The sequence below is a fragment of the Cupriavidus sp. H39 genome (genome assembly GCF_050271075.1).
In the GTDB taxonomy this organism is placed as follows: Bacteria; Pseudomonadota; Gammaproteobacteria; order Burkholderiales; family Burkholderiaceae; genus Cupriavidus; species Cupriavidus necator_B.
The window spans coordinates 2,138,719-2,156,628 of record NZ_CP189848.1 but is presented as its reverse complement, the minus strand read 5'-3'; the positions used below and the strand labels follow the sequence as shown (position 1 = coordinate 2,156,628).

The window sequence follows — 17,910 nt, the reverse complement described above, 5'->3', positions numbered from 1 at the left end:
AGAACACGGACATGAACGTCATGTCACACAAGGAGAAGATCGCGAAGCTGCAGGCCCTGCGCGCACGGCTGGATCCGCTGCAGGATTTCGGCCTGTGGTTCTGGGCAGGCATGACCGCCGGCACCCATGCCGTCAATGCAGCACTGCACCAGGCGGGCATCACGCTGGACGATGACCGCTTCCCGACGCAGCCCGGCGTCTACCTTGTCCCGCAGCCCGATGGCAGCCTGCGGCCGGCATTCCGCCCGCTGGGCGATGTACTGCATGTCGGCCGCCCGAAAGTGGAGGGACCGGTGCCTGCCGATATCGCCGAGATGATGGCGGCGATGGAGCACATCGAGCACTACCGCGATCCGTGCCTGCGCGCGGGGCTGGCGCCGACGGCCGAGATCGCCGAAGGCTGCGACGCCGCGCTGCGCCGCTGCCTGGACTTGCTGGATGCGCGCCTGGCCGGGGACCGTCATGGACATTGAGCAGCACATTGCGATGGCGCGCAGCCTCGAGGCCTCGCTGCGCAAGTGCACCGGCGCCGACTACGAGATGACCATCGAAGGCGCGATGCTGGCGGGCACACACTGGCTCAACGCGCTGCTGCACAAGCTGGGCGCGACGCCGTCGCAGGCAGACGTGTTCCACACCTACCTGCTGACCATCAATGAATTCCGGCGTCTGGCGGTGGCGGCGGCCAGGCCGCTGCAAGCCCTGGCCGCCATCGAGGACACGCGGGCGCCATACGTACGCGGCAATCATCCGGGTGGAGCGGCTGCCGCCGACCGGGCGCTGGAGCTGCTGTCGCTGATCCGCGCGACCGCGCTGGGCGGCGCGTAGTGGAGGTTGCGGCAGACACAGCGAGAGCAACGTCGAGAGACAGGTCAAGAAACAGGAAAAGGAGAGATCAGTGAAGGCAGTCCGTGTAGTGCCAGGCCCCGAGGGCGGCAAGGTCGAAGTGCAGGATATCCCCGTGCCGGTGGCGGCAGCGGGGCAGGTGCTGGTGCGGGTGCGCGCCGCCGGCCTGAACCGGGGCGAAATCAACCAGGCGAAGGAGCTGCGCTCGGGCAACACGATCACGACTGGGGTCGAGTTTGCCGGCGAGATCGCGGAGGTCGGCGAAGGCGTCGGTGGCTGGCGCAAGGGCGATCGCGTGATGGGGCATGGCCGTGGCTGCCAGGCGGAATATGTGGTGGCCGATCCGATGGCGCTGATCCCCGTGCCGGATGGCCTGTCGTGGATCGATGCCGCGGCGTTTCCCAACGTCTTTATCACCGCGCATGACGCACTGGTCACCAACGGCCGCCTGGTGGCGGGCGAGTCGGTGCTGGTCAACGGCGCCTCGGGCGGCGTGGCGATGGCGGCAATCCAGATCGCCTCGCTGATGGGGGCGCGGCCCGTGATCGCGTCGTCGCGCTCGGCGGCCAAGCTCGACAGGATCAGCCAGTTCGGCGTGGATGTGGGCATCGACGCGTCGCAGGACGACCAGGTCGAGGCGGTCATGCAGGCCACTGGCAACAAGGGCGTCGACATCATCATCGATACCGTCGGCGGCCCGGTGTTCGAGGCCAACATGAAGAGCCTGGCGGTCAAGGGCCGGCTGGTGAACATCGCCCGGCTTGGCTCGGCGACGGCGCAGATCGACTTGTCGACGCTGTGGCTCAAGCGCCTGCAACTGATCGGCGTGACCTTCCGCACCCGCACGGAAGCAGAGCGGCTGGAATGCATCCAGGCCTGCGCACGCGACCTGCTGCCCTTCTTGCGCGCGGGCCGCGTGCGCCTGCCGATCGACCGGACCTTTGCCATGACCGACATCGACGCCGCGCATGCCTACATGAAGCAAGACCAGCACGTCGGCAAGATCGTGTTGCTGGTCGACTGATTCCACAGACAAGCCACAGGCAAGAGGAGACATGATGACAATCCAGATCAAGCCGCTGACCGGCTCGGTGGCCGCAGCCGTGACCGGTGTCGACCTGAACCAGCCGCTCGACGATGCCAGCTTCGAGATCCTGCACCGGGCGTTCCTGGAGCATGGCGTGCTGGTGTTCCGGGGCCAGCATCTGCAGCCGGCCGCGCAGGTCGCATTCGCCCGGCGCTGGGGCAAGCCGGTACAGGGCAACCCGCTGCTCAAGGGCCTGACTGAATTCCCGGAACTGGCCCAGGTCACCAAAATCCCGAAGGAAACCGCGTCGACCGAGGCCTGGCATTCCGACTCGATCTATACCGAGGTGCCGCCGAAGATCTCGATCCTGTCGGCCGTCACCATCCCCATCGGCGGCGACACCATGTGGTGCAGCCAGTACGCGTCGTACGAGCGCCTGTCGCCGGCGATGCAGCGCATGATCGAAGGGCTGCGGGCAAGGTTCTCAGGCGCGCGGCTGGCGAAGATGACGGGTTCCGACAGGGTGCCCACGGCCGTGCACCCGATCGTGCGCACGCACCCGGAGACCGGGCGCAAGGCCCTCTATGTCGGACACCCCGACACCGCGCAGTGCATCGAAGGCATGACCGAAGCGGAGAGCCGCCCGCTGCTCGACTTCCTGTATCAGCACTCGGTGACGCCGGACAACGTCTACCGCCATATGTGGCAGGAGGGCGATGTGGTGATGTGGGACAACCGCTGCACCATGCACTACGCCGTGCACGACTACGGCAATGCCGAGCGGGTACTCAACCGCGTGACCCTGGAAGGGGAAGTGCCCCGCTGAGCGGTACCGCCAATACCGGCGCCGCTTGCCGCAGATCCGGCAGGCTGCGCCCGGCATCAAGGGTGCCCGTGCGGCTTGCCGACGGCACCAAACGGAGATTGCAATGCAGATAGGGATCCCGACTGAGACGCGGGCGGGGGAGGCGCGCGTCGCCGCCACCCCGGAGACCGTCAAGAAATACGTCGCCCAGGGCCACAAGGTAGTGGTGCAGGCCGGCGCCGGCCTGGGCGCCAGCCAGCCCGACAGCGCGTATGAGGCGGCCGGCGCCACCATCGGCAGCGCCGCCGACGCGCTTGGCGCGCAACTGGTGCTGAAGGTGCGCGCGCCCGACGCCGCCGAACTGGCGCAGATGAAGCCAGGCGCGGTGCTGGTCGGCATGCTCAATCCTTTCGATGCCGAGAACAACGCGCGCATGTCCGCGGCGAACATCACCGCCTTCGCGCTCGAAGCCGCGCCGCGCACCACGCGCGCGCAAAGCATGGACGTGCTGTCGTCGCAGGCCAACATCGCCGGCTACAAGGCCGTGCTGGTGGCCGCGCACCACTACCAGCGCTTCATGCCGATGCTGATGACCGCCGCCGGCACCGTCAAGGCGGCGCGCGTGCTGATCCTGGGCGCGGGCGTGGCGGGCCTGCAGGCCATTGCCACCGCCAAGCGGCTGGGCGCGGTGATCGAGGCCTCCGACGTGCGCCCCGCGGTCAAGGAACAGATCGAATCGCTCGGCGCCAAGTTCCTCGACGTGCCGTTCCTGACCGACGAAGAGCGCGAGATCGCGCAGGGCGTGGGCGGCTACGCGCGCCCGATGCCGCCCGACTGGATGAAGCGCCAGGCCGAGCTGGTGCACCAGCGCGCGCTCCAGGCCGACATCGTCATCACCACCGCGCTGATCCCGGGCCGCAAGGCGCCGGTGCTGCTGCAGGAAAGCACCGTGGCGCAGATGAAGCCCGGCTCGGTAGTGGTCGACCTGGCCGCCGCGCAAGGCGGCAACTGCCCGCTGACGGTGGCCGACGAAGTGATCAACCACAACGGCGTGATCCTGATCGGCCATACCAACCTGGCCAGCATGGTCGCGGCCGACGCCTCGGCGCTGTATGCGCGCAATGTGCTGGACTTCCTCAAGCTGGTGGTCGACAAGGACGGACAGTTCACGCTCAACCTCGAAGACGACATCGTCGCCGCCTGCCTGATGACGCGGCGCGAAGCACTGGCGTTGGCCAGCTGAACCGGCAATCAAGGAGATATCCATGGAAATGGTAAGCCACACGGTGATCAACCTGATCATCTTTGTCCTGGCGATCTACGTGGGCTACCACGTGGTCTGGACGGTCACCCCCGCGCTGCACACGCCATTGATGGCGGTCACCAATGCGATCTCGGCCATCATCATCGTCGGCGCCATGCTGGCCGCCGGCCTGACCGAGGGCTACGTTGGCCGCGCCATGGGCACGCTGGCGGTGGCGCTGGCGGCGGTCAACGTGTTCGGCGGGTTCCTGGTCACCCAGCGCATGCTGGAGATGTTCAGGAAGAAGGCGCCCAGGACACTGCCCGCAGCCAAGGGGCAAACCGGCGGAAAACTGGCGGAGGTGGCGCAATGAACGGCCTGTCGATGAATATGGTGACGCTGTCCTACCTGGGCGCCTCGGTGTGCTTCATCCAGGCGCTGAAAGGGCTGTCGCACCCGACCACGGCGCGGCGCGGCAATGTGTTTGGCATGGCCGGCATGGTGGTAGCGGCACTCACCACGGCGGCGCTGATCTTCAAGCTGAAGAACGCGCTGTTGCCCGGCGGGGCGGACCCGTCTGCGCCGGCAACCGGCCTGGCGCTGATCCTGGCCGCACTGGTGGTGGGCGGCGGCATCGGCGCCTATGTGGCGAAGAAAGTCCAGATGACCAGGATGCCGGAACTGGTCGCGGCGATGCACTCGCTGATCGGCCTGGCGGCGGTGTGCATTTCGGTGGCGGCCGTGGCCGAGCCGGCGGCCTTCGGCATCACGGCGGCCGGTTCGCATGACATTCCGCTGGGCAACCGCATCGAACTCTTCATCGGCTGCTTCGTCGGCGCGATCACGTTCTCGGGCTCGGTGATCGCCTTCGGCAAACTCGCCGGGCGCTACAAGTTCCGCCTGTTCCAGGGCGCGCCGGTGGCGTTTGCCGGCCAGCACTGGCTGAACCTGGCGCTGGCCGTTGCCATGTTCGGCTTCGGCATCGCGTTCTTCATGACGCAGCAGTGGCTGCCGTTCCTGGTGATGCTGGCGATCGCCTTCGTGCTGGGCGTGCTGATCATCATCCCGATCGGCGGCGCCGACATGCCGGTGGTGGTGTCGATGCTGAACTCGTACTCGGGCTGGGCCGCGGCGGGCATCGGCTTCTCGCTGAACAACCCGATGCTGATCATCGCGGGCTCGCTGGTGGGTTCGTCCGGTGCCATCCTCTCGTACATCATGTGCAAGGCGATGAACCGTTCGTTCTTCAACGTGCTGCTGGGCGGCTTCGGGAACGGCGCCGCCGCCGCGAGCGGGCCGGCGGGGCAGGCGCAACGCAATGTGAAATCGGGTTCCGCCGACGATGCCGCATTCCTGATGGGCAATGCCGAAACCGTGATCATCGTGCCCGGCTACGGCCTGGCCGTGGCGCGCGCCCAGCATGCGCTCAAGGAGCTGACCGAAGCGCTGACGGAAAAGGGCGTGACGGTGAAGTACGCGATCCACCCGGTGGCGGGCCGCATGCCGGGCCACATGAACGTGCTGCTGGCCGAGGCCGAGGTGCCGTACGACCAGGTCTTCGAGATGGAAGACATCAACAGCGAGTTCGGCCAGGCCGACGTGGTGCTGGTGCTGGGCGCCAACGACGTGGTCAACCCGGCGGCCAAGACCGATCCCCAGTCGCCGATCGCCGGCATGCCGATCCTGGAGGCGTACAAGGCCAAGACCATCATCGTCAACAAGCGCTCGATGGCCGCCGGCTACGCCGGGCTCGACAACGAACTGTTCTACATGGACAAGACCATGATGGTGTTCGGCGACGCCAAGAAGGTGGTCGAGGACATGGTCAAGGCCGCGTGAGCATGACGATGACAGCGGAGGATTCAGAAGACATGGCGATGCATGAGAAGGGCGGCGCGCCCAGCCCATTTGATGATCTGGAGGGCAAGGTGGCGCTTGTGACCGGCGCGTTCGGCGGGCTCGGCCTGCACTTCGCACAGACCCTGGCACGCGCTGGCTGCAAGGTGGCCCTTGCCGGGCGGCGCCTGGGCGAAGGCGAAACCCTGGCGGCCGGGCTGCGCGGACAGGGCGCGCAGGCCTGCGCGGTGGCCCTCGATGTCAGGGATCCGGCCTCGGTCGACGCCGCTTTTGACGCGAGCCGGCGCGAGCTTGGCCCGGTGCGGATCGTCATTAACAGCGCCGGCATCGCCACCACCGGCCCGGCCCTGGAGGTGGACGAGGCGGCATGGCAAAGCGTGATCGACACCAACCTGAACGGCGCCTGGCGGGTGGCCCAGCGCGCGGCCCGGATGATGCGCGATGCCGGCACCGGAGGGAGTATTGTGAATATCGCTTCCATCCTTGGCCTGCGCGTGGCCCAGCAGGTTCCCGCGTACACGGCCGCCAAGGCCGGCCTGATCCACCTCACGCGCTCGCTCGCGCTGGAATGGGCGCGCCATGGCATCCGCGTCAACGCCCTGGCACCGGGCTACTTCGAGACCGAGATCAACCGCAGCTTCTTCGAGGCGGAAAGCGGGCAAGCCATGATCCGCCGCATCCCCCAGCGGCGGCTCGGGCGACCGGGCCAGCTCGATGGCGCTTTGCTGTTGCTGGCGTCGGACGCGTCCGACTATATGACCGGTACGGTGCTGCCCGTCGACGGCGGCCATTCCATCAACTCGCTCTAAGGCAAAGCCTCATGTTCACTTCCTGTCCTGCCGGGCGCAGCCCGGTCCTTGCCGAAGCCCACCAATCGTTCCTGGCGAAGATGATCCATTGCCAGGCCCTGAGCGGCGAGGCGAACCGTGGCTAGCGCGCCGGAATTCTCCGGCACGGTGCCGGTGCGCGAGCAGCACCGGTTCGACCAGGCCGCCCTGGAACGCTGGATGGCGCAGAATGTGGCCGGATATGCCGGTCCGCTGACGATCGACCAGTTCAAGGGCGGGCAGTCCAATCCCACCTACCGGCTGCATACGCCCGGACGCAGCTACGTGCTGCGGCGCAAGCCTCCCGGCGAACTGCTCAAGGGCGCCCACGCCGTGGACCGTGAAGCAACGGTGATGGCTGCGTTGGGACAGGCTGGTTTCCCCGTGCCGCGGATACACGGGCTGTGTACCGACGACACCGTCATCGGCAGCTGGTTCTTCGTCATGGATCTCGTCGAGGGCCGGATCTTCTGGGATGCCGGTTTTGCCGACGTGCCGCGCGCGGATCGCATGGCCTATCTGGACGCGATGAACGCGACGCTGGCCAGGCTCCATACGATCGACCCGGCGGCGATCGGGCTGGGCGACTATGGCAAGGCCGGTGGCTACGTTGCCCGTCAGGTAGCGCGCTGGTCGGCGCAGTACCTGGGCGACGAGCTGGCTGGCCGGCACCCGGCAATGGACCGGCTGGTGGACTGGTTGCCGCGGCATTTGCCCGCGACGGACGAGGTCGCCATCACCCACGGCGATTTCCGGGCCGACAACCTGATCTTCCATCCCTCCGAGCCGCGCGTGCTGGCCGTGCTGGACTGGGAGCTGTCGACCCTTGGCGATCCCCTTGCCGACTTTGCTTACCACGCCATGATGTTCCGCATGCCGCCCGATATCCTGGGCGGTATCGCGGGGCGGGACCTGGCGGCCGAGGGACTGCCGGACGAAGCGGCTTATGTCGAGGCCTATTGCCGCCGTACCGGGCGCGCCGGCCTCGGCAGCCTGGATTTCTACATCGCCTTCAATATGTTCCGCTTCGCGGCGATTCTCCATGGCATCAAGGGCCGCGTTGCGCGCGGCACGGCTTCCAGCGCCGACGCGCACGCCATGGGCGAGCGCTTCGCGCGGGTGGCCGATCTCGCCTGGGCGCAGGCGCAGCGCGTGGAGGTGGGGATGACTTTTGCGTAATCCTGGCGTGCCCGAGCGTTAAATCAGGCGGGCATTAGGGATAACCACCAGATGTCTGCTAATTGTATTGAATTGTTGATGGCCAGTGCCTAGGATGATTGTTCGGAGCAAAGGAAATCGCTCCGGCCAGACCTCGCATCCGAGGTGGACCTATGGATTGCGTCCACCCTGTCCCGGATGGCAGTGAAGTCCCGTAGCAAAAATAGATCTATAGCTTAGGAGACAACTGTGCTGAGTCATCATGAGTTTGCCACCCTGGTGCTGCTGAACGACAGCGCCGAATCGACAGAACTGGACCTCGCGGATGTCGAGGCGCTGCGGGCGCAGCAGCTGGTTGCGCTCGAGCATTTGGGCCAGGACCAGACCAGGGCCCGGGTCACGACCCGGGGCTACGCCTTGCTCCAGGCGTTCGGGCGTGTTCCCGCTCGGGATTGTCGCGCACGCCCGGCTTCTCGGTGAGCAGTTTGCATGAATCCCGGGGACACGGGCATTCGCCGCGTCCCCGGGGTTGCATTCGGCGTCGCCAGGCAACGGCCGCGGCAACGCCATCGTCATTGATCCCAGTCCCGCGCCATGGTGCATTCCCAGGATTGCCCCGGGTCGTGGGTCGCCTCCAGGAGATGCAAGATGACTCAGTGGTCCCCCGAGCAATTCACCAAAGCGCAACTTGCAGGCATCGAAGCCCTGGTCGGCCTGACCGGCAAGGCCTTTGAGTGCTTCCAGCATGTGACGGAGCTGAACCTGCAGACGATGAAGGCCACGCTGGCAGAGACACAGGAAGGCCTGGAGAAAGTCCTGTCGGTTTCGAACCCGCAAGAACTTCTGGCATTGCAGATGGAATCCATTTCACCCGCCACGGAACGGGCGCTGGCATATCGTCGCCAATTCATCGAAATTCTGGCCGCGACACGTACCGAATTCGACAAGGTTGGCGAGGTCCAGTACACGGCAGGCAAGCAGGGCCTGCATGACTTCATTGCAAGCGTCACAAGCAAAACGCAAGCCGGGCCGGCGGCGCCACTGGCGGCCTGGCAGGAGGCCCTGAACGCGACCACCATGTTCTACGAGTCATTGCACGCGACGGCAAAGCAGGCCGCGCAGGTAGCCGAGAGCAGTTTCAATAATGTGTCGCAAGCGGCCTCGTCAGGCGCGCGACGGCGGACCGCGCAGCATTCCCAGGCAGCGGCAAAGTAGTAGCCCGTTGTTGGAGTGAGAGGTAACTGACGTCCTTCCGGGACGATCGCCAGCGAGCCGAAAACTGCCGTGACGTGATGCTTTAGAAGGCATACGTCGCGGCAGTTATTCGGCTATCGCCGGCCAGCAAACACGTTTCGGCGACTCCGCCAGGTTATTTACACCTTCCGGTCGCGCATCTTCTTCATTGCGCCGGGCGCACCGTACAAGAACATGTCCACTTTCTGGCGAATCACTGCATCGAGGTCGGTCGGGACCTTCAATCCATAGACCCACTTGCGCACGCCGATGTAGAAGATGGCCGCATGGAGACTCCAGATCATCTCGATTTCGGCGTCCGTCTCGGCCGTATTGCGTGGTGCGGGAATGCCGAATGCCTCGCGCACTTCGGCCAGGACCGGCAGGAAGACCTTGGTGCGCAGCTTGCTAAGGTACTTGTTGTTGATGCCTTCGTGTGTCAGGCCGGCAAAGATGAAAAGCCGGATCCATTCCTCGCGCAGGATCACTGTCGAATAGTCGAGATAGAAGGCATGGAGCCGCTCGGTCAGCGGCAGCGACCGGTCGGCGATCTGGCGGTCCCAGTCCGGACGCCACTGGAATACTTCGTTGTAGACGCGCTCGATCAATGCATCCTTGCTTTCGAAGTACCGATAGAGCAGGGGCTGCGTGACACCGATCTGCCGGGCCAGTTCACGTGTGCTACCGCCGAAACCGTTGCGCGTGAAATGCTCGATCGCCTTTTCGACGATCTGCTGCTCCCGCTCTTCAGGCAGCAGGCGTCGCGTGGACTTGACCATCGCGTCGTCTTCGGTGGTGGTGGCGCGTGACTCCATGGCTGTCTCCCGGTCCTGCGGTCTGGATATGGGTCCGATTCTACCAATCACCCGATAAATGGGAACAGGGCGGCGGCCCGGTGGATGGCCGTCGCCCTGGCCTGAACGCCGGAAGACGCGTTCAGCCTCCCGATTTGGCAGTGATGCCCAGTTCGCAGTCCACGCGCTGGTTCTGGTAGGCATTGCGCTCCCAGGCGCCGCGTGCCGAGCGGTCGGTTACCGAGAAGGCATAGATCCCGACAAAAGCCACCAGCATTGAGAATAGCGCCGGATATTCGTACGGGTAGATGGCCGACGGGTGCCCCAGGACCTGCACCCACACCGTGGGGCTCAGGATCGTCAGCACCACGGCCGTGACCAGGCCCATCATGCCGCCCATGACGGCGCCGCGCGTGGTCAGGCCGCGCCAGTAGATCGACAGCAGCAGCACCGGAAAGTTGGAGCTGGCGGCGATCGAGAACGTCAGGCTGACGATGAATGCGATGGTCTGCTTCTCGAACAGGATGCCGAGCAGAATCGACAGCACGCCCAGCACCAGCGTCGTCATGCGCGAGACCCGCATCTCGTCCTGGTCCGACGCCTTGCCCTGGCGGATCACCGTGGCGTACAGATCGTGCGAGATGGCGGATGAGCCAGCCAGCGTCAGTCCGGCCACCACGGCCAGGATCGTCGAGAATGCCACCGCGCAGATGAAGCCGAGGAATACGTTACCGCCAACCGCGTGGGCCAGGTGCACGGCCACCATGTTGACGCCACCGATGACCGCACCGGTGCTGTTGTGATACAGCGGGTCCTGAGCCACCAGCGCGATCGTGCCGAAGCCGATCACGATGATCATTGCGTAGCCCATGCCAACGATGCCGGTGGCGTACAGCACGCTCTTGCGCGCCGCCTTGACGTTGCTGACCGTGAAGAACCGCATCAGGATGTGCGGCAGGCCTGCCGTGCCGAAAATCAGCGCCAGCCCGAGCGAGACTGCGGAGACCGGGTCGGAGACCAGGCCGCCGGGACGCATGATGGCTTGCTGCTTGCCATGCGCGGCGATGGCGTGGTCGAACAGGCTGTTCAGGCTGAATCCGAACCGGCTCATCACCATGAACGCCATGAACGCGCAGCCGGCCAGCAGCATGACCGCCTTGATGATCTGGATCCACGTGGTGGCCAGCATGCCGCCAAAGAACACATAGATCACCATCAGCACGCCCACCAGCACGACCGCCGCGGTGTAATGGAAACCGAACAGCAGTTCCACCAGCTTGCCGGCGCCCACCATCTGCGACACCAGGTAGAGCAGCACGATCACGATGGAACTGGACGCCGAGAACGCGCGGATAGGACGCTGCCGAAGCCGATATGACAGCACATCGGCCAACGTGTAGCGCCCCAGGTTGCGCAGCGGCTCGGCAATCAGGAACAGGATGATCGGCCAGCTTGCCAGAAAGCCGATCGAGTAGATCAGGCCATCGTAGCCGCTGGTGAACACCAGAGCCGAGATGCCGAGTAATGACGCGGCGGACATGTAGTCGCCGGCGATGGCCCAGCCATTCTGCATGGCGGTGATCTTGCCGCCCGCGGCATAGTGGTCGGCCACGCTGTTGTTGCGCCGCGCCGCCCATCGGGTGATGCCAAGCGTCGCCACGACGAACACGAGGAACATCGCGATGGCGATGACGTTGAGCCCCTGACCGACCGGAGGCGTGGCGGCTATGGCCGGGGTGGCAACCACCAGGGCGAGGGCTGCAGGAAGCATGCGGTTCATGACTGGGCTCCGGCGCGAACGTCCGCGATCATGCGATCGTAGACAGTGTTGGTGCGGTAGACATAGACGGCGACCATCGCGAAGGTGAACGCAAACATGCCGAATCCGATCGGGATGCCAGCGCTCATCGGCTCTCCGGCCACGATTTGCCGTGCCAGCAGGTCGGGGCGAAACGCCAGGGTCAGGATGAAGCCGAAGTAGGCGACCAGCATGATCGCGGTGAGCGACCAGGCAAAGCGCCGCCGGGCCCGGTGCAGTTGCCAGAAATCGGCACGAGCGAGCATCGGGTGCGGGATATACGGTGGATCGGTATCGTCGGCGGCGAAGCGAGCACCGAAGGGTGCGTCGGCTGCCGCGGCAGGGGGGGCGACTTGAGGCATGACTGTCTCCTTGTATTGTCGTCGAAAGGGCTTGCTCAGAAGCGGCGCGACACGGCCGTATCGCGCATGACGGCTTCCGGCGTCCGATAGCGCTCGGCCATGGCCCGGTCTTTATCGCTTTTCAGTTGCGCTTGCATATAGGCACCCAGGTGCCGGGCATGCTCGACGATCGCCTGGCCCACCTGGACCCGCTCCGCGCTATAAGCGTCGAGGCACGCTTCGATGGGGGCGGATCCTTGCAACGCGCGAACCAGTGCCATGGCGTCGCCGGCCGCTTTGGTGACGCCCATGCCACAGTGCGGACGGGCAACGAAGGCGGCGTCGCCAAGCAATGCGATGCGGCCGAATGACATGCGCGAAACGGTCAGGTCGTAGATTGGCTGGAACAGTGGCTGCGTGGTCCGCGCCACGACCTCGGCGAACTGGGGTGCGAGCAGATCGGCCGCGGCGCTTTCCATGTCCGCGATCACGTCTGGACGAATCAGGCTCGGAGGGATACCCGTCGACCAGCACTTCCCGTTGGCATCGGTCAGCAGGTTGGCGAGTTCGTCTTCGCAGGTCGCGCGGTACCAGACGAAGTTGAAACGCCGCGCGCCGGGGGCCGTGCTGTTTCTGTCGCCGGCGACCGGGTATCCCAGGATCTGTTCCCGGGGAGGCAGGCAGAACGCAAACTTGCCGAACATTGCGGCGTGGGTCTGGGGCGAGAGTTGGGTTTCGTCGACGAGTCCGCGCCATGCGATGTAGCCCGCATACTCGAGTTGTGCGTCGGGCAGCAACTGTTCGCGGACGCCGGATCGGAAGCCGTCGGCTGCGATCACCATGTCGGCCCGATGCGTCGTGCCATCGGCGAGCGTGACCTCGGCATGATCCGTGAGCGATGCAACCGCCGTCACATGTGCGCCGGTGCGATAGGGGCCGGAAAAAGCGTTGCCAAGAACTTCGTACATCTTGCCCCATGCCGTCAGCGTCTGCGGCAGTTCACGTTCCGATACGGCACTGCCGTCTCGCGCCAACGTAATTCGGGTATTGATCGAAACGCCAATGCTGTCGTTCACCTCGATCCCGGCGGCGCTCAGGGCCTCGAACAACTCGGGGTGGGTGACGATACCGGCGCCACGACCGGTCAGCGCCTCGGGCGTGCGTTCGAACACCTCGACTTCCCAGCCGCTGCGCGACAGCAGGGTGGCAGCGAACAATCCGCCTACCGAGCCGCCAACCACGATGGCCTTGCGTTGCGAAGGTTGTGCTGCGTTCATGGTGTGGCTCCTGCGTTGACCTGCGTTTGCGAGGGCAGGGTCATGCCCGCCACTTCCTCGGCGGGATAGTTGAGTTCGATGGTGACGCCCGAGGGGTCCTCGATGAACACCTGGTGTAGTCCCAGGCTGGGTACGGTGCGGTCGCGCCAGGGAATGCCTTCCGCCTTCAGCGTGTCCCACATCCGCGAAACGCCTTCTGCCAGGAACGCAATGTGGTCGACCGTGCCGGTCCCGCTCTGCGGCAGGGCCTTGTCGCCCAGGTAGGCCACAAGGCCGGACGGATCTTCAGGGTCGATGCCGATGATGTGCACGGTGCCAAAGTCGCGCTCGTCGTCGCCCAGGTAGAGCCACGCACCCGGAAAGGCAAACGGGGGCCGGTATCCGCGTCGAAATCCCAGTACGCGTTCGTAGAACGCGCATGAGCGTTCCAGGTCGGTCGTGCGGATCGAGTAGTGGGCCAGTTTCTTGATGCCCATCATTGCCTCCTGTTGATTATCAATCGATAAGTGATCGTGTGATAATCATAGGCAGCTGAATGCTGTTAGCCAAGCTGCCACAGGCTGGTACTTACCCTAGGGCGAAGCGTTCTTGATCTAATGTGGTGCCAGATGCACTGAGTGGCGCTGTCGGAAAGGGAAAGCGCGAGACGCCTGGGGAAGGGGGAAGCTGGGTACGGCCGATGACCACGCGGGGCTTGTCAGCCGCCTACCTGATGCGCCGGAACTTCAGCGTGGTCGACACCATTGGTAGCGTCGCCCAAGGGCCGAGTTGGATTGGAATGTTGCTGAAAGCCTGCAATGAAAGCCAAGCGCGTCTGGCGCTTACAGCGACGGCACCGCGCTCACCCCCGCAATCACTAGCCCCAGCGCAATCCGATACCAGGCAAACACGCGCAGCGAATGCCGCGCCACCAGCCGCACCAGCGCATTGACGACAAAGAGCGCGGAGAGGAAGGCCGCGCTGAAACCGGTGGCAATGGCCCAGAAGTCGGCCATGCTGAGCAGGTGGTAGTGCCGCATGGCGTCGTAGCTGGCGGCGCCCAGCATGGTGGGGATCGCCAGGAAGAAAGAGAATTCGGTCGCCGCTTGCCGCGATACGCCGGACAGCATGCCGCCGACGATGGTGGCGCCCGAGCGCGACGTGCCGGGAATCATCGCCACGCACTGCGCAAAGCCGATGCCGATGGCCTGCTTCCAGCCGAAATCCTCGATGGCGTGGATGCGCGGCACGGCGCTGCGCCGCTCTGCCCAGAGGATGACCAGCCCGCCCGCGATCAAGGCCGCGGCGACCACAGCCGGATCGAAGAGGTGATGCTTGATGGGACCGATGAGCAACGCGCCGATGACCGCGGCTGGCAGGAAGGCGACCAGCACCGCGGTGGCGAAGCGCAGCGCATCCGGATCGCGCCGCACCACGCCTTCGCACAGGTCCGTGATCTTGGCACGGTACAGCCAGCACACGGCCAGGATGGCGCCCAGCTGGATCACCACGTCGAACACGCGCGCTTCATGGGATGCGAAGTCGATCCAGTCGCCGACCAGGATCAGGTGCCCGGTGCTCGAAATGGGCAGGAATTCCGTCAGCCCCTCGAGCAGGCCGAGAAAGAACGCCTTGCCCAGGTGGATCCAGTCGATCATGTGGCGGCTGCCTTGTGGTTGCTGTGCGGGTCGAAGGGGGCGCGGAGCAGGAGGCCGTCAGGCCGCCAGGCTGTGGAGCAGTTGAGGCTCGCGCTGTTCCAGGTAGCTGCGGAAATGCGCGCCGGTCTCCTGGTGCTTGAGCGCGAACTCGACGGTGGCCTTCAGGTAGCCGAGCTTGCTGCCGCAGTCATAGCGCGTGCCGTGGTAGCGATAGGCCAGAACCTGCTCCTGGCTGAGCAGCGACTGGATTGCGTCGGTCAGCTGGAATTCGCCGCCGGCGCCGGGCTTCAGTGCGCGCAGGTGGTCAAAGATGCGCGGCGTCAGGATGTAGCGCCCGACCACGCCCAGGTTGGACGGGGCCTCTTCCGGCGCCGGCTTTTCGACGATGCCCGAGACCTTGATCACGCCCTCGGCCCACTCGCGGCCGTCGACCACGCCGTAGGACCGGCTCTGCTCGGGCAGGATTTCTTCGACGCCCAGCACCGAGCAGTTGTAGTGGTCGTAGGCGTCGACCATCTGCTTCATCACCGGCGGGTTGCCGTCGATCAGGTCGTCCGCCAGCATCACCGCGAACGGGCTGTCGCCCACCAGCTTGGCAGCGCACAGCACCGCGTGGCCCAGGCCCAGCGCTTCGGATTGGCGCACGTAGAAGCATTCGACGTTGGCCGGCTTGATCGAGCGCACCACATCCAGCAGGGCGCGCTTGTTCTTGGCTTCGAGCTCCACCTCCAGCTCGAAGGCCTTGTCGAAATGGTCCTCGATCGCGCGCTTGGAGCGGCCGGTGACGAAGATCATCTCGGTGATGCCGGCGGCCATGGCTTCTTCCACGGCGTACTGGATCAGCGGCTTGTCCACCACCGGCAGCATTTCCTTGGGGCTGGCCTTGGTGGCGGGCAGGAAGCGGGTGCCCAGGCCTGCGACCGGGAAGACGGCCTTGCTAACGCGACTTGTCATTTCAGTGGTTCCCTTCAAAGGTTCGGCAAAGCTCGTGGCGATTGCGGCGACTGTGGCGAGTGTGCCGACGTCAGCCTTCATCCGCCGGCAAAGAAAGAGGGTGTAGGCGCAACAGGGAATCAATCGCCTACACCCTTAAGGCGGCACGGGGTGCCACCCGCGATTGTGCTGCGTCGCACCACCCGCGGTACCCCTCGGGGGTTGGGACGGAATTCGTTTCCACTCTGATGGGGGGATCGGAAACTTGGTAAAAACGCCGGCTGCGCCTTGAAGATGTAGTCCCGCGAGCCATAAACTTCGCCGGTCATTTGCGGATGACGCAGTGCAGAAAAGAGCGCGCTCAGCGTGCCGGGCACAACCAGTCAACACCGCCAGGTTCAGTTCCGCGGCCGTGCCAACAAGCGGACAGGCACTACGGGTGCCATGTCGAACCAGCGGAGTCACCGCTGCGCGTCGCGCCAGGGTGGCGGCGGGCCATGCGGGTCTTCTTGCAAACAAGGGAATCGTCGAGAGTGCTAAAGCTTTCAAGCAGCTTGAGGTTTGGCAGGGCCGTCATGTGCCTGGGGATCGTTCCGTTGCTGGCATCCTGCGCACTGGCGCCGGGCATGCGCTTTGACCCGCAGCGTCCGCTGGATCCGGAAGACCCGGAGTCGGTGCCGAAAGTCACGCAGATCACGCCCGCACTGGTGCGTACGCTGAAGGCCGCCACGCCGCCAGCGAACGCCGGCGTCGAAGCGTTGTTCGGCGAGCCCGGGCCCTATACCGTGGGGGTCGGCGACATTCTCTCGATCGTGGTGTGGGACCACCCGGAACTGGTATTCCCCACGCAGACCTACTCGATTGGCGCCGCCTACGAGATCCCCAGCTACAGTGGTGCGGCCAACATTCCGGGCTACGTGGTCAGTCCGGCGGGGACCATCCAGTTTCCGTATGCCGGCGTGCTCAAGGTTCTCGGCCAGACCCCGGACCAGATCCGCGGGCAGCTGAGCACCCAGCTCAAGCCCGTGGTCACGATGCCGCAGGTCACCGTGCGCGTGCTGGCCTTTCGCAGCAAGCGGGTTTACCTCGACGGCGAAGTCAAGACGCCGGGTCCGCAGAATATCGACGACGTGCCGATGACGCTGGTCGAGGCGCTCAACCGTGCTGGCGGCATCAACGTGCTGACCGGCGACAACAGCCGCATCCGCATCTCGCGGGAGGGAAAGACCTATCACGTGAGCCTGCCGGCGCTGCTGCAGCAAGGCATCGATCCGGCGCGCATCCTGTTGCGCAACGGGGATATCGTGCGGGTGGAGCAACGCGAGGACAGCAAGGTCTTCGTGACCGGCGAAGTCGTGAGGCCGACTCCGGTGATGCCGCGCAACGGCCGGCTCACGCTCAGTGAAGCCATTGGCGAGGCCGGCGGCATGAATCCCAGCTCCGCCAACGCCAAGGAACTCTACGTGATCCGCAAGGCCGACGATGGGCAAGCCGAGGTGTTCCACCTGGACGGCAAGTCGCCTGTCGCCTTTGCCCTGGCCGAAGCGTTCGAGCTGAAGCCAAGGGACGTGGTCTATGTCGATGCCGCGGGCGTGGTGCGCTGGAGTCGCGTGATCAACCAGCTGCTGCCGAGCGGAAACTTCTTCACCTCCACGGCGAACGCAGTCAAATGATCAGGACCGTACTGGTAGTCTGCATCGGCAATATCTGCCGCAGCCCGATGGCGGAAGGGTTGCTGCGGCAGGCGTTGCCAAACCTGGCGGTGACCTCCGCAGGGCTGGGTGCCGTGGTCGGCAGTCCGCCCGACCCAATCGCCATCGAACTGATGGGCGAATTCGGCCTGGATATCTCGCAGCACCGTGCTCAACAACTTTCCGGGACGCTGGCCACCCAGACCGACTTGATACTGGTCATGGAGAACGAGCAAAAGCACGAAATTCAGCGTCGGCATCCTGTCGTGTCGGGGAAGGTTTTCCGACTGGGGGAGCCAGCCAAGTTCGATATTCCTGACCCATACCGGCAGCCTCGGGAGTCCTTCGAACGCGCTTTTCAGCAGATCCAGCACGGTGTGCAAGCCTGGGTGCCGAGAATTCTGGCGCTGGCTGGAGCAGATCGGGAATAAAACAAAATCCGC

Annotated in this window: 20 protein-coding genes; 13 read left to right on the top strand and 7 right to left on the bottom strand. The window is 65.1% G+C overall.

The window, feature by feature from the left end; translation table 11 throughout:
- Window positions 1-11 precede the first annotated feature (11 nt).
- The 11 genes from ACOCMH_RS25345 to phaP all read left to right on the top strand — a co-directional run bounded on the left by ACOCMH_RS25345 (window position 12) and on the right by phaP (window position 8,978).
- Complete coding sequence (locus tag ACOCMH_RS25345; RefSeq protein ID WP_427309726.1) at window positions 12-473, top strand: hypothetical protein; 462 nt, start codon at window positions 12-14, stop codon at window positions 471-473.
- Window positions 463-828: a hypothetical protein gene (locus ACOCMH_RS25340; RefSeq protein ID WP_427309724.1), complete on the top strand. Its 366-nt coding sequence runs from the start codon at window positions 463-465 to the stop codon at window positions 826-828. The genes ACOCMH_RS25345 and ACOCMH_RS25340 overlap by 11 nt, the downstream gene beginning before the upstream one ends.
- Before the next feature lie 70 nt (window positions 829-898).
- A complete protein-coding gene (locus ACOCMH_RS25335; RefSeq protein ID WP_427309722.1) occupies window positions 899-1,870 on the top strand; it encodes a zinc-binding dehydrogenase in 972 nt (323 codons plus the stop codon).
- Between the two features lie 34 nt (window positions 1,871-1,904).
- The gene (locus tag ACOCMH_RS25330; protein ID WP_427313364.1) at window positions 1,905-2,699 is read left to right on the top strand and encodes a TauD/TfdA dioxygenase family protein; all 795 of its coding nucleotides are present in this window, start codon (window positions 1,905-1,907) and stop codon (window positions 2,697-2,699) included.
- Between the two features lie 103 nt (window positions 2,700-2,802).
- Window positions 2,803-3,921 (top strand): Re/Si-specific NAD(P)(+) transhydrogenase subunit alpha, encoded by a 1,119-nt coding sequence (locus tag ACOCMH_RS25325; RefSeq protein WP_427309720.1) that lies wholly within the window; start codon window positions 2,803-2,805, stop codon window positions 3,919-3,921.
- 22 nt (window positions 3,922-3,943) lie between these two features.
- Window positions 3,944-4,294 (top strand): NAD(P) transhydrogenase subunit alpha, encoded by a 351-nt coding sequence (locus ACOCMH_RS25320; protein WP_427309718.1) that lies wholly within the window; start codon window positions 3,944-3,946, stop codon window positions 4,292-4,294.
- Window positions 4,291-5,760, top strand: a complete 1,470-nt coding sequence (locus tag ACOCMH_RS25315) for an NAD(P)(+) transhydrogenase (Re/Si-specific) subunit beta (protein ID WP_427309716.1) — start codon at window positions 4,291-4,293, stop codon at window positions 5,758-5,760. The genes ACOCMH_RS25320 and ACOCMH_RS25315 overlap by 4 nt, the downstream gene beginning before the upstream one ends.
- Before the next feature lie 38 nt (window positions 5,761-5,798).
- Window positions 5,799-6,587, top strand: coding sequence for an SDR family NAD(P)-dependent oxidoreductase (locus ACOCMH_RS25310; RefSeq protein WP_427313363.1), 789 nt, complete (start codon window positions 5,799-5,801; stop codon window positions 6,585-6,587).
- Between the two features lie 117 nt (window positions 6,588-6,704).
- Complete coding sequence (locus ACOCMH_RS25305) at window positions 6,705-7,784, top strand: phosphotransferase (protein WP_427309714.1); 1,080 nt, start codon at window positions 6,705-6,707, stop codon at window positions 7,782-7,784.
- Between the two features lie 228 nt (window positions 7,785-8,012).
- Complete coding sequence (locus ACOCMH_RS25300; RefSeq protein WP_427309713.1) at window positions 8,013-8,243, top strand: hypothetical protein; 231 nt, start codon at window positions 8,013-8,015, stop codon at window positions 8,241-8,243.
- Window positions 8,244-8,411: 168 nt separating this feature from the next.
- Entirely contained in the window at window positions 8,412-8,978 is a 567-nt protein-coding gene (phaP, locus tag ACOCMH_RS25295) for a TIGR01841 family phasin (protein WP_427309711.1), read from the top strand.
- Between the two features lie 158 nt (window positions 8,979-9,136).
- Here phaP and ACOCMH_RS25290 read toward each other — a convergent pair whose 3' ends face one another.
- The 7 genes from ACOCMH_RS25290 to galU all read right to left on the bottom strand — a co-directional run bounded on the left by ACOCMH_RS25290 (window position 9,137) and on the right by galU (window position 15,797).
- Complete coding sequence (locus ACOCMH_RS25290) at window positions 9,137-9,811, bottom strand: TetR/AcrR family transcriptional regulator (protein WP_427309709.1); 675 nt, start codon at window positions 9,809-9,811, stop codon at window positions 9,137-9,139.
- A gap of 121 nt (window positions 9,812-9,932) precedes the next feature.
- The gene (locus ACOCMH_RS25285) at window positions 9,933-11,570 is read right to left on the bottom strand and encodes a cation acetate symporter (protein WP_427309707.1); all 1,638 of its coding nucleotides are present in this window, start codon (window positions 11,568-11,570) and stop codon (window positions 9,933-9,935) included.
- Window positions 11,567-11,950 (bottom strand): DUF485 domain-containing protein, encoded by a 384-nt coding sequence (locus ACOCMH_RS25280; protein ID WP_427309705.1) that lies wholly within the window; start codon window positions 11,948-11,950, stop codon window positions 11,567-11,569. Before ACOCMH_RS25280 ends, ACOCMH_RS25285 begins: the two co-directional genes overlap by 4 nt.
- A 35-nt stretch (window positions 11,951-11,985) precedes the next feature.
- The gene (locus tag ACOCMH_RS25275) at window positions 11,986-13,206 is read right to left on the bottom strand and encodes an FAD binding domain-containing protein (protein WP_427309703.1); all 1,221 of its coding nucleotides are present in this window, start codon (window positions 13,204-13,206) and stop codon (window positions 11,986-11,988) included.
- On the bottom strand, window positions 13,203-13,682 hold the full coding sequence (locus ACOCMH_RS25270) for a VOC family protein (protein ID WP_427313362.1): 480 nt from the start codon (window positions 13,680-13,682) through the stop codon (window positions 13,203-13,205). Before ACOCMH_RS25270 ends, ACOCMH_RS25275 begins: the two co-directional genes overlap by 4 nt.
- A gap of 345 nt (window positions 13,683-14,027) precedes the next feature.
- Entirely contained in the window at window positions 14,028-14,843 is an 816-nt protein-coding gene (locus ACOCMH_RS25265) for an undecaprenyl-diphosphate phosphatase (protein ID WP_427309701.1), read from the bottom strand.
- Between the two features lie 57 nt (window positions 14,844-14,900).
- On the bottom strand, window positions 14,901-15,797 hold the full coding sequence (gene galU / locus ACOCMH_RS25260) for a UTP--glucose-1-phosphate uridylyltransferase GalU (protein ID WP_171517145.1): 897 nt from the start codon (window positions 15,795-15,797) through the stop codon (window positions 14,901-14,903).
- A 512-nt stretch (window positions 15,798-16,309) separates the two neighbouring features.
- Here galU and ACOCMH_RS25255 point away from each other — a divergent pair.
- Entirely contained in the window at window positions 16,310-17,449 is a 1,140-nt protein-coding gene (locus ACOCMH_RS25255) for a polysaccharide biosynthesis/export family protein (protein ID WP_427309699.1), read from the top strand.
- Window positions 17,446-17,898, top strand: a complete 453-nt coding sequence (locus ACOCMH_RS25250) for a low molecular weight protein-tyrosine-phosphatase (RefSeq protein ID WP_427309697.1) — start codon at window positions 17,446-17,448, stop codon at window positions 17,896-17,898. The genes ACOCMH_RS25255 and ACOCMH_RS25250 overlap by 4 nt, the downstream gene beginning before the upstream one ends.
- Window positions 17,899-17,910: the final 12 nt, after the last annotated feature.

Coding starts and splice junctions, on each gene's coding strand:
- ACOCMH_RS25345 (WP_427309726.1), top strand. CDS start 12: ATGAACGTCATGTCACACAAGGAGAAGATCGCGAAGCTGCAGGCCCTG.
- ACOCMH_RS25340 (WP_427309724.1), top strand. CDS start 463: ATGGACATTGAGCAGCACATTGCGATGGCGCGCAGCCTCGAGGCCTCG.
- ACOCMH_RS25330 (WP_427313364.1), top strand. CDS start 1,905: ATGACAATCCAGATCAAGCCGCTGACCGGCTCGGTGGCCGCAGCCGTG.
- ACOCMH_RS25325 (WP_427309720.1), top strand. CDS start 2,803: ATGCAGATAGGGATCCCGACTGAGACGCGGGCGGGGGAGGCGCGCGTC.
- ACOCMH_RS25320 (WP_427309718.1), top strand. CDS start 3,944: ATGGAAATGGTAAGCCACACGGTGATCAACCTGATCATCTTTGTCCTG.
- ACOCMH_RS25315 (WP_427309716.1), top strand. CDS start 4,291: ATGAACGGCCTGTCGATGAATATGGTGACGCTGTCCTACCTGGGCGCC.
- ACOCMH_RS25310 (WP_427313363.1), top strand. CDS start 5,799: ATGCATGAGAAGGGCGGCGCGCCCAGCCCATTTGATGATCTGGAGGGC.
- phaP (WP_427309711.1), top strand. CDS start 8,412: ATGACTCAGTGGTCCCCCGAGCAATTCACCAAAGCGCAACTTGCAGGC.
- ACOCMH_RS25290 (WP_427309709.1), bottom strand. CDS start 9,811: ATGGAGTCACGCGCCACCACCACCGAAGACGACGCGATGGTCAAGTCC.
- ACOCMH_RS25285 (WP_427309707.1), bottom strand. CDS start 11,570: ATGAACCGCATGCTTCCTGCAGCCCTCGCCCTGGTGGTTGCCACCCCG.
- ACOCMH_RS25280 (WP_427309705.1), bottom strand. CDS start 11,950: ATGCCTCAAGTCGCCCCCCCTGCCGCGGCAGCCGACGCACCCTTCGGT.
- ACOCMH_RS25275 (WP_427309703.1), bottom strand. CDS start 13,206: ATGAACGCAGCACAACCTTCGCAACGCAAGGCCATCGTGGTTGGCGGC.
- ACOCMH_RS25270 (WP_427313362.1), bottom strand. CDS start 13,682: ATGGGCATCAAGAAACTGGCCCACTACTCGATCCGCACGACCGACCTG.
- ACOCMH_RS25265 (WP_427309701.1), bottom strand. CDS start 14,843: ATGATCGACTGGATCCACCTGGGCAAGGCGTTCTTTCTCGGCCTGCTC.
- galU (WP_171517145.1), bottom strand. CDS start 15,797: ATGACAAGTCGCGTTAGCAAGGCCGTCTTCCCGGTCGCAGGCCTGGGC.
- ACOCMH_RS25250 (WP_427309697.1), top strand. CDS start 17,446: ATGATCAGGACCGTACTGGTAGTCTGCATCGGCAATATCTGCCGCAGC.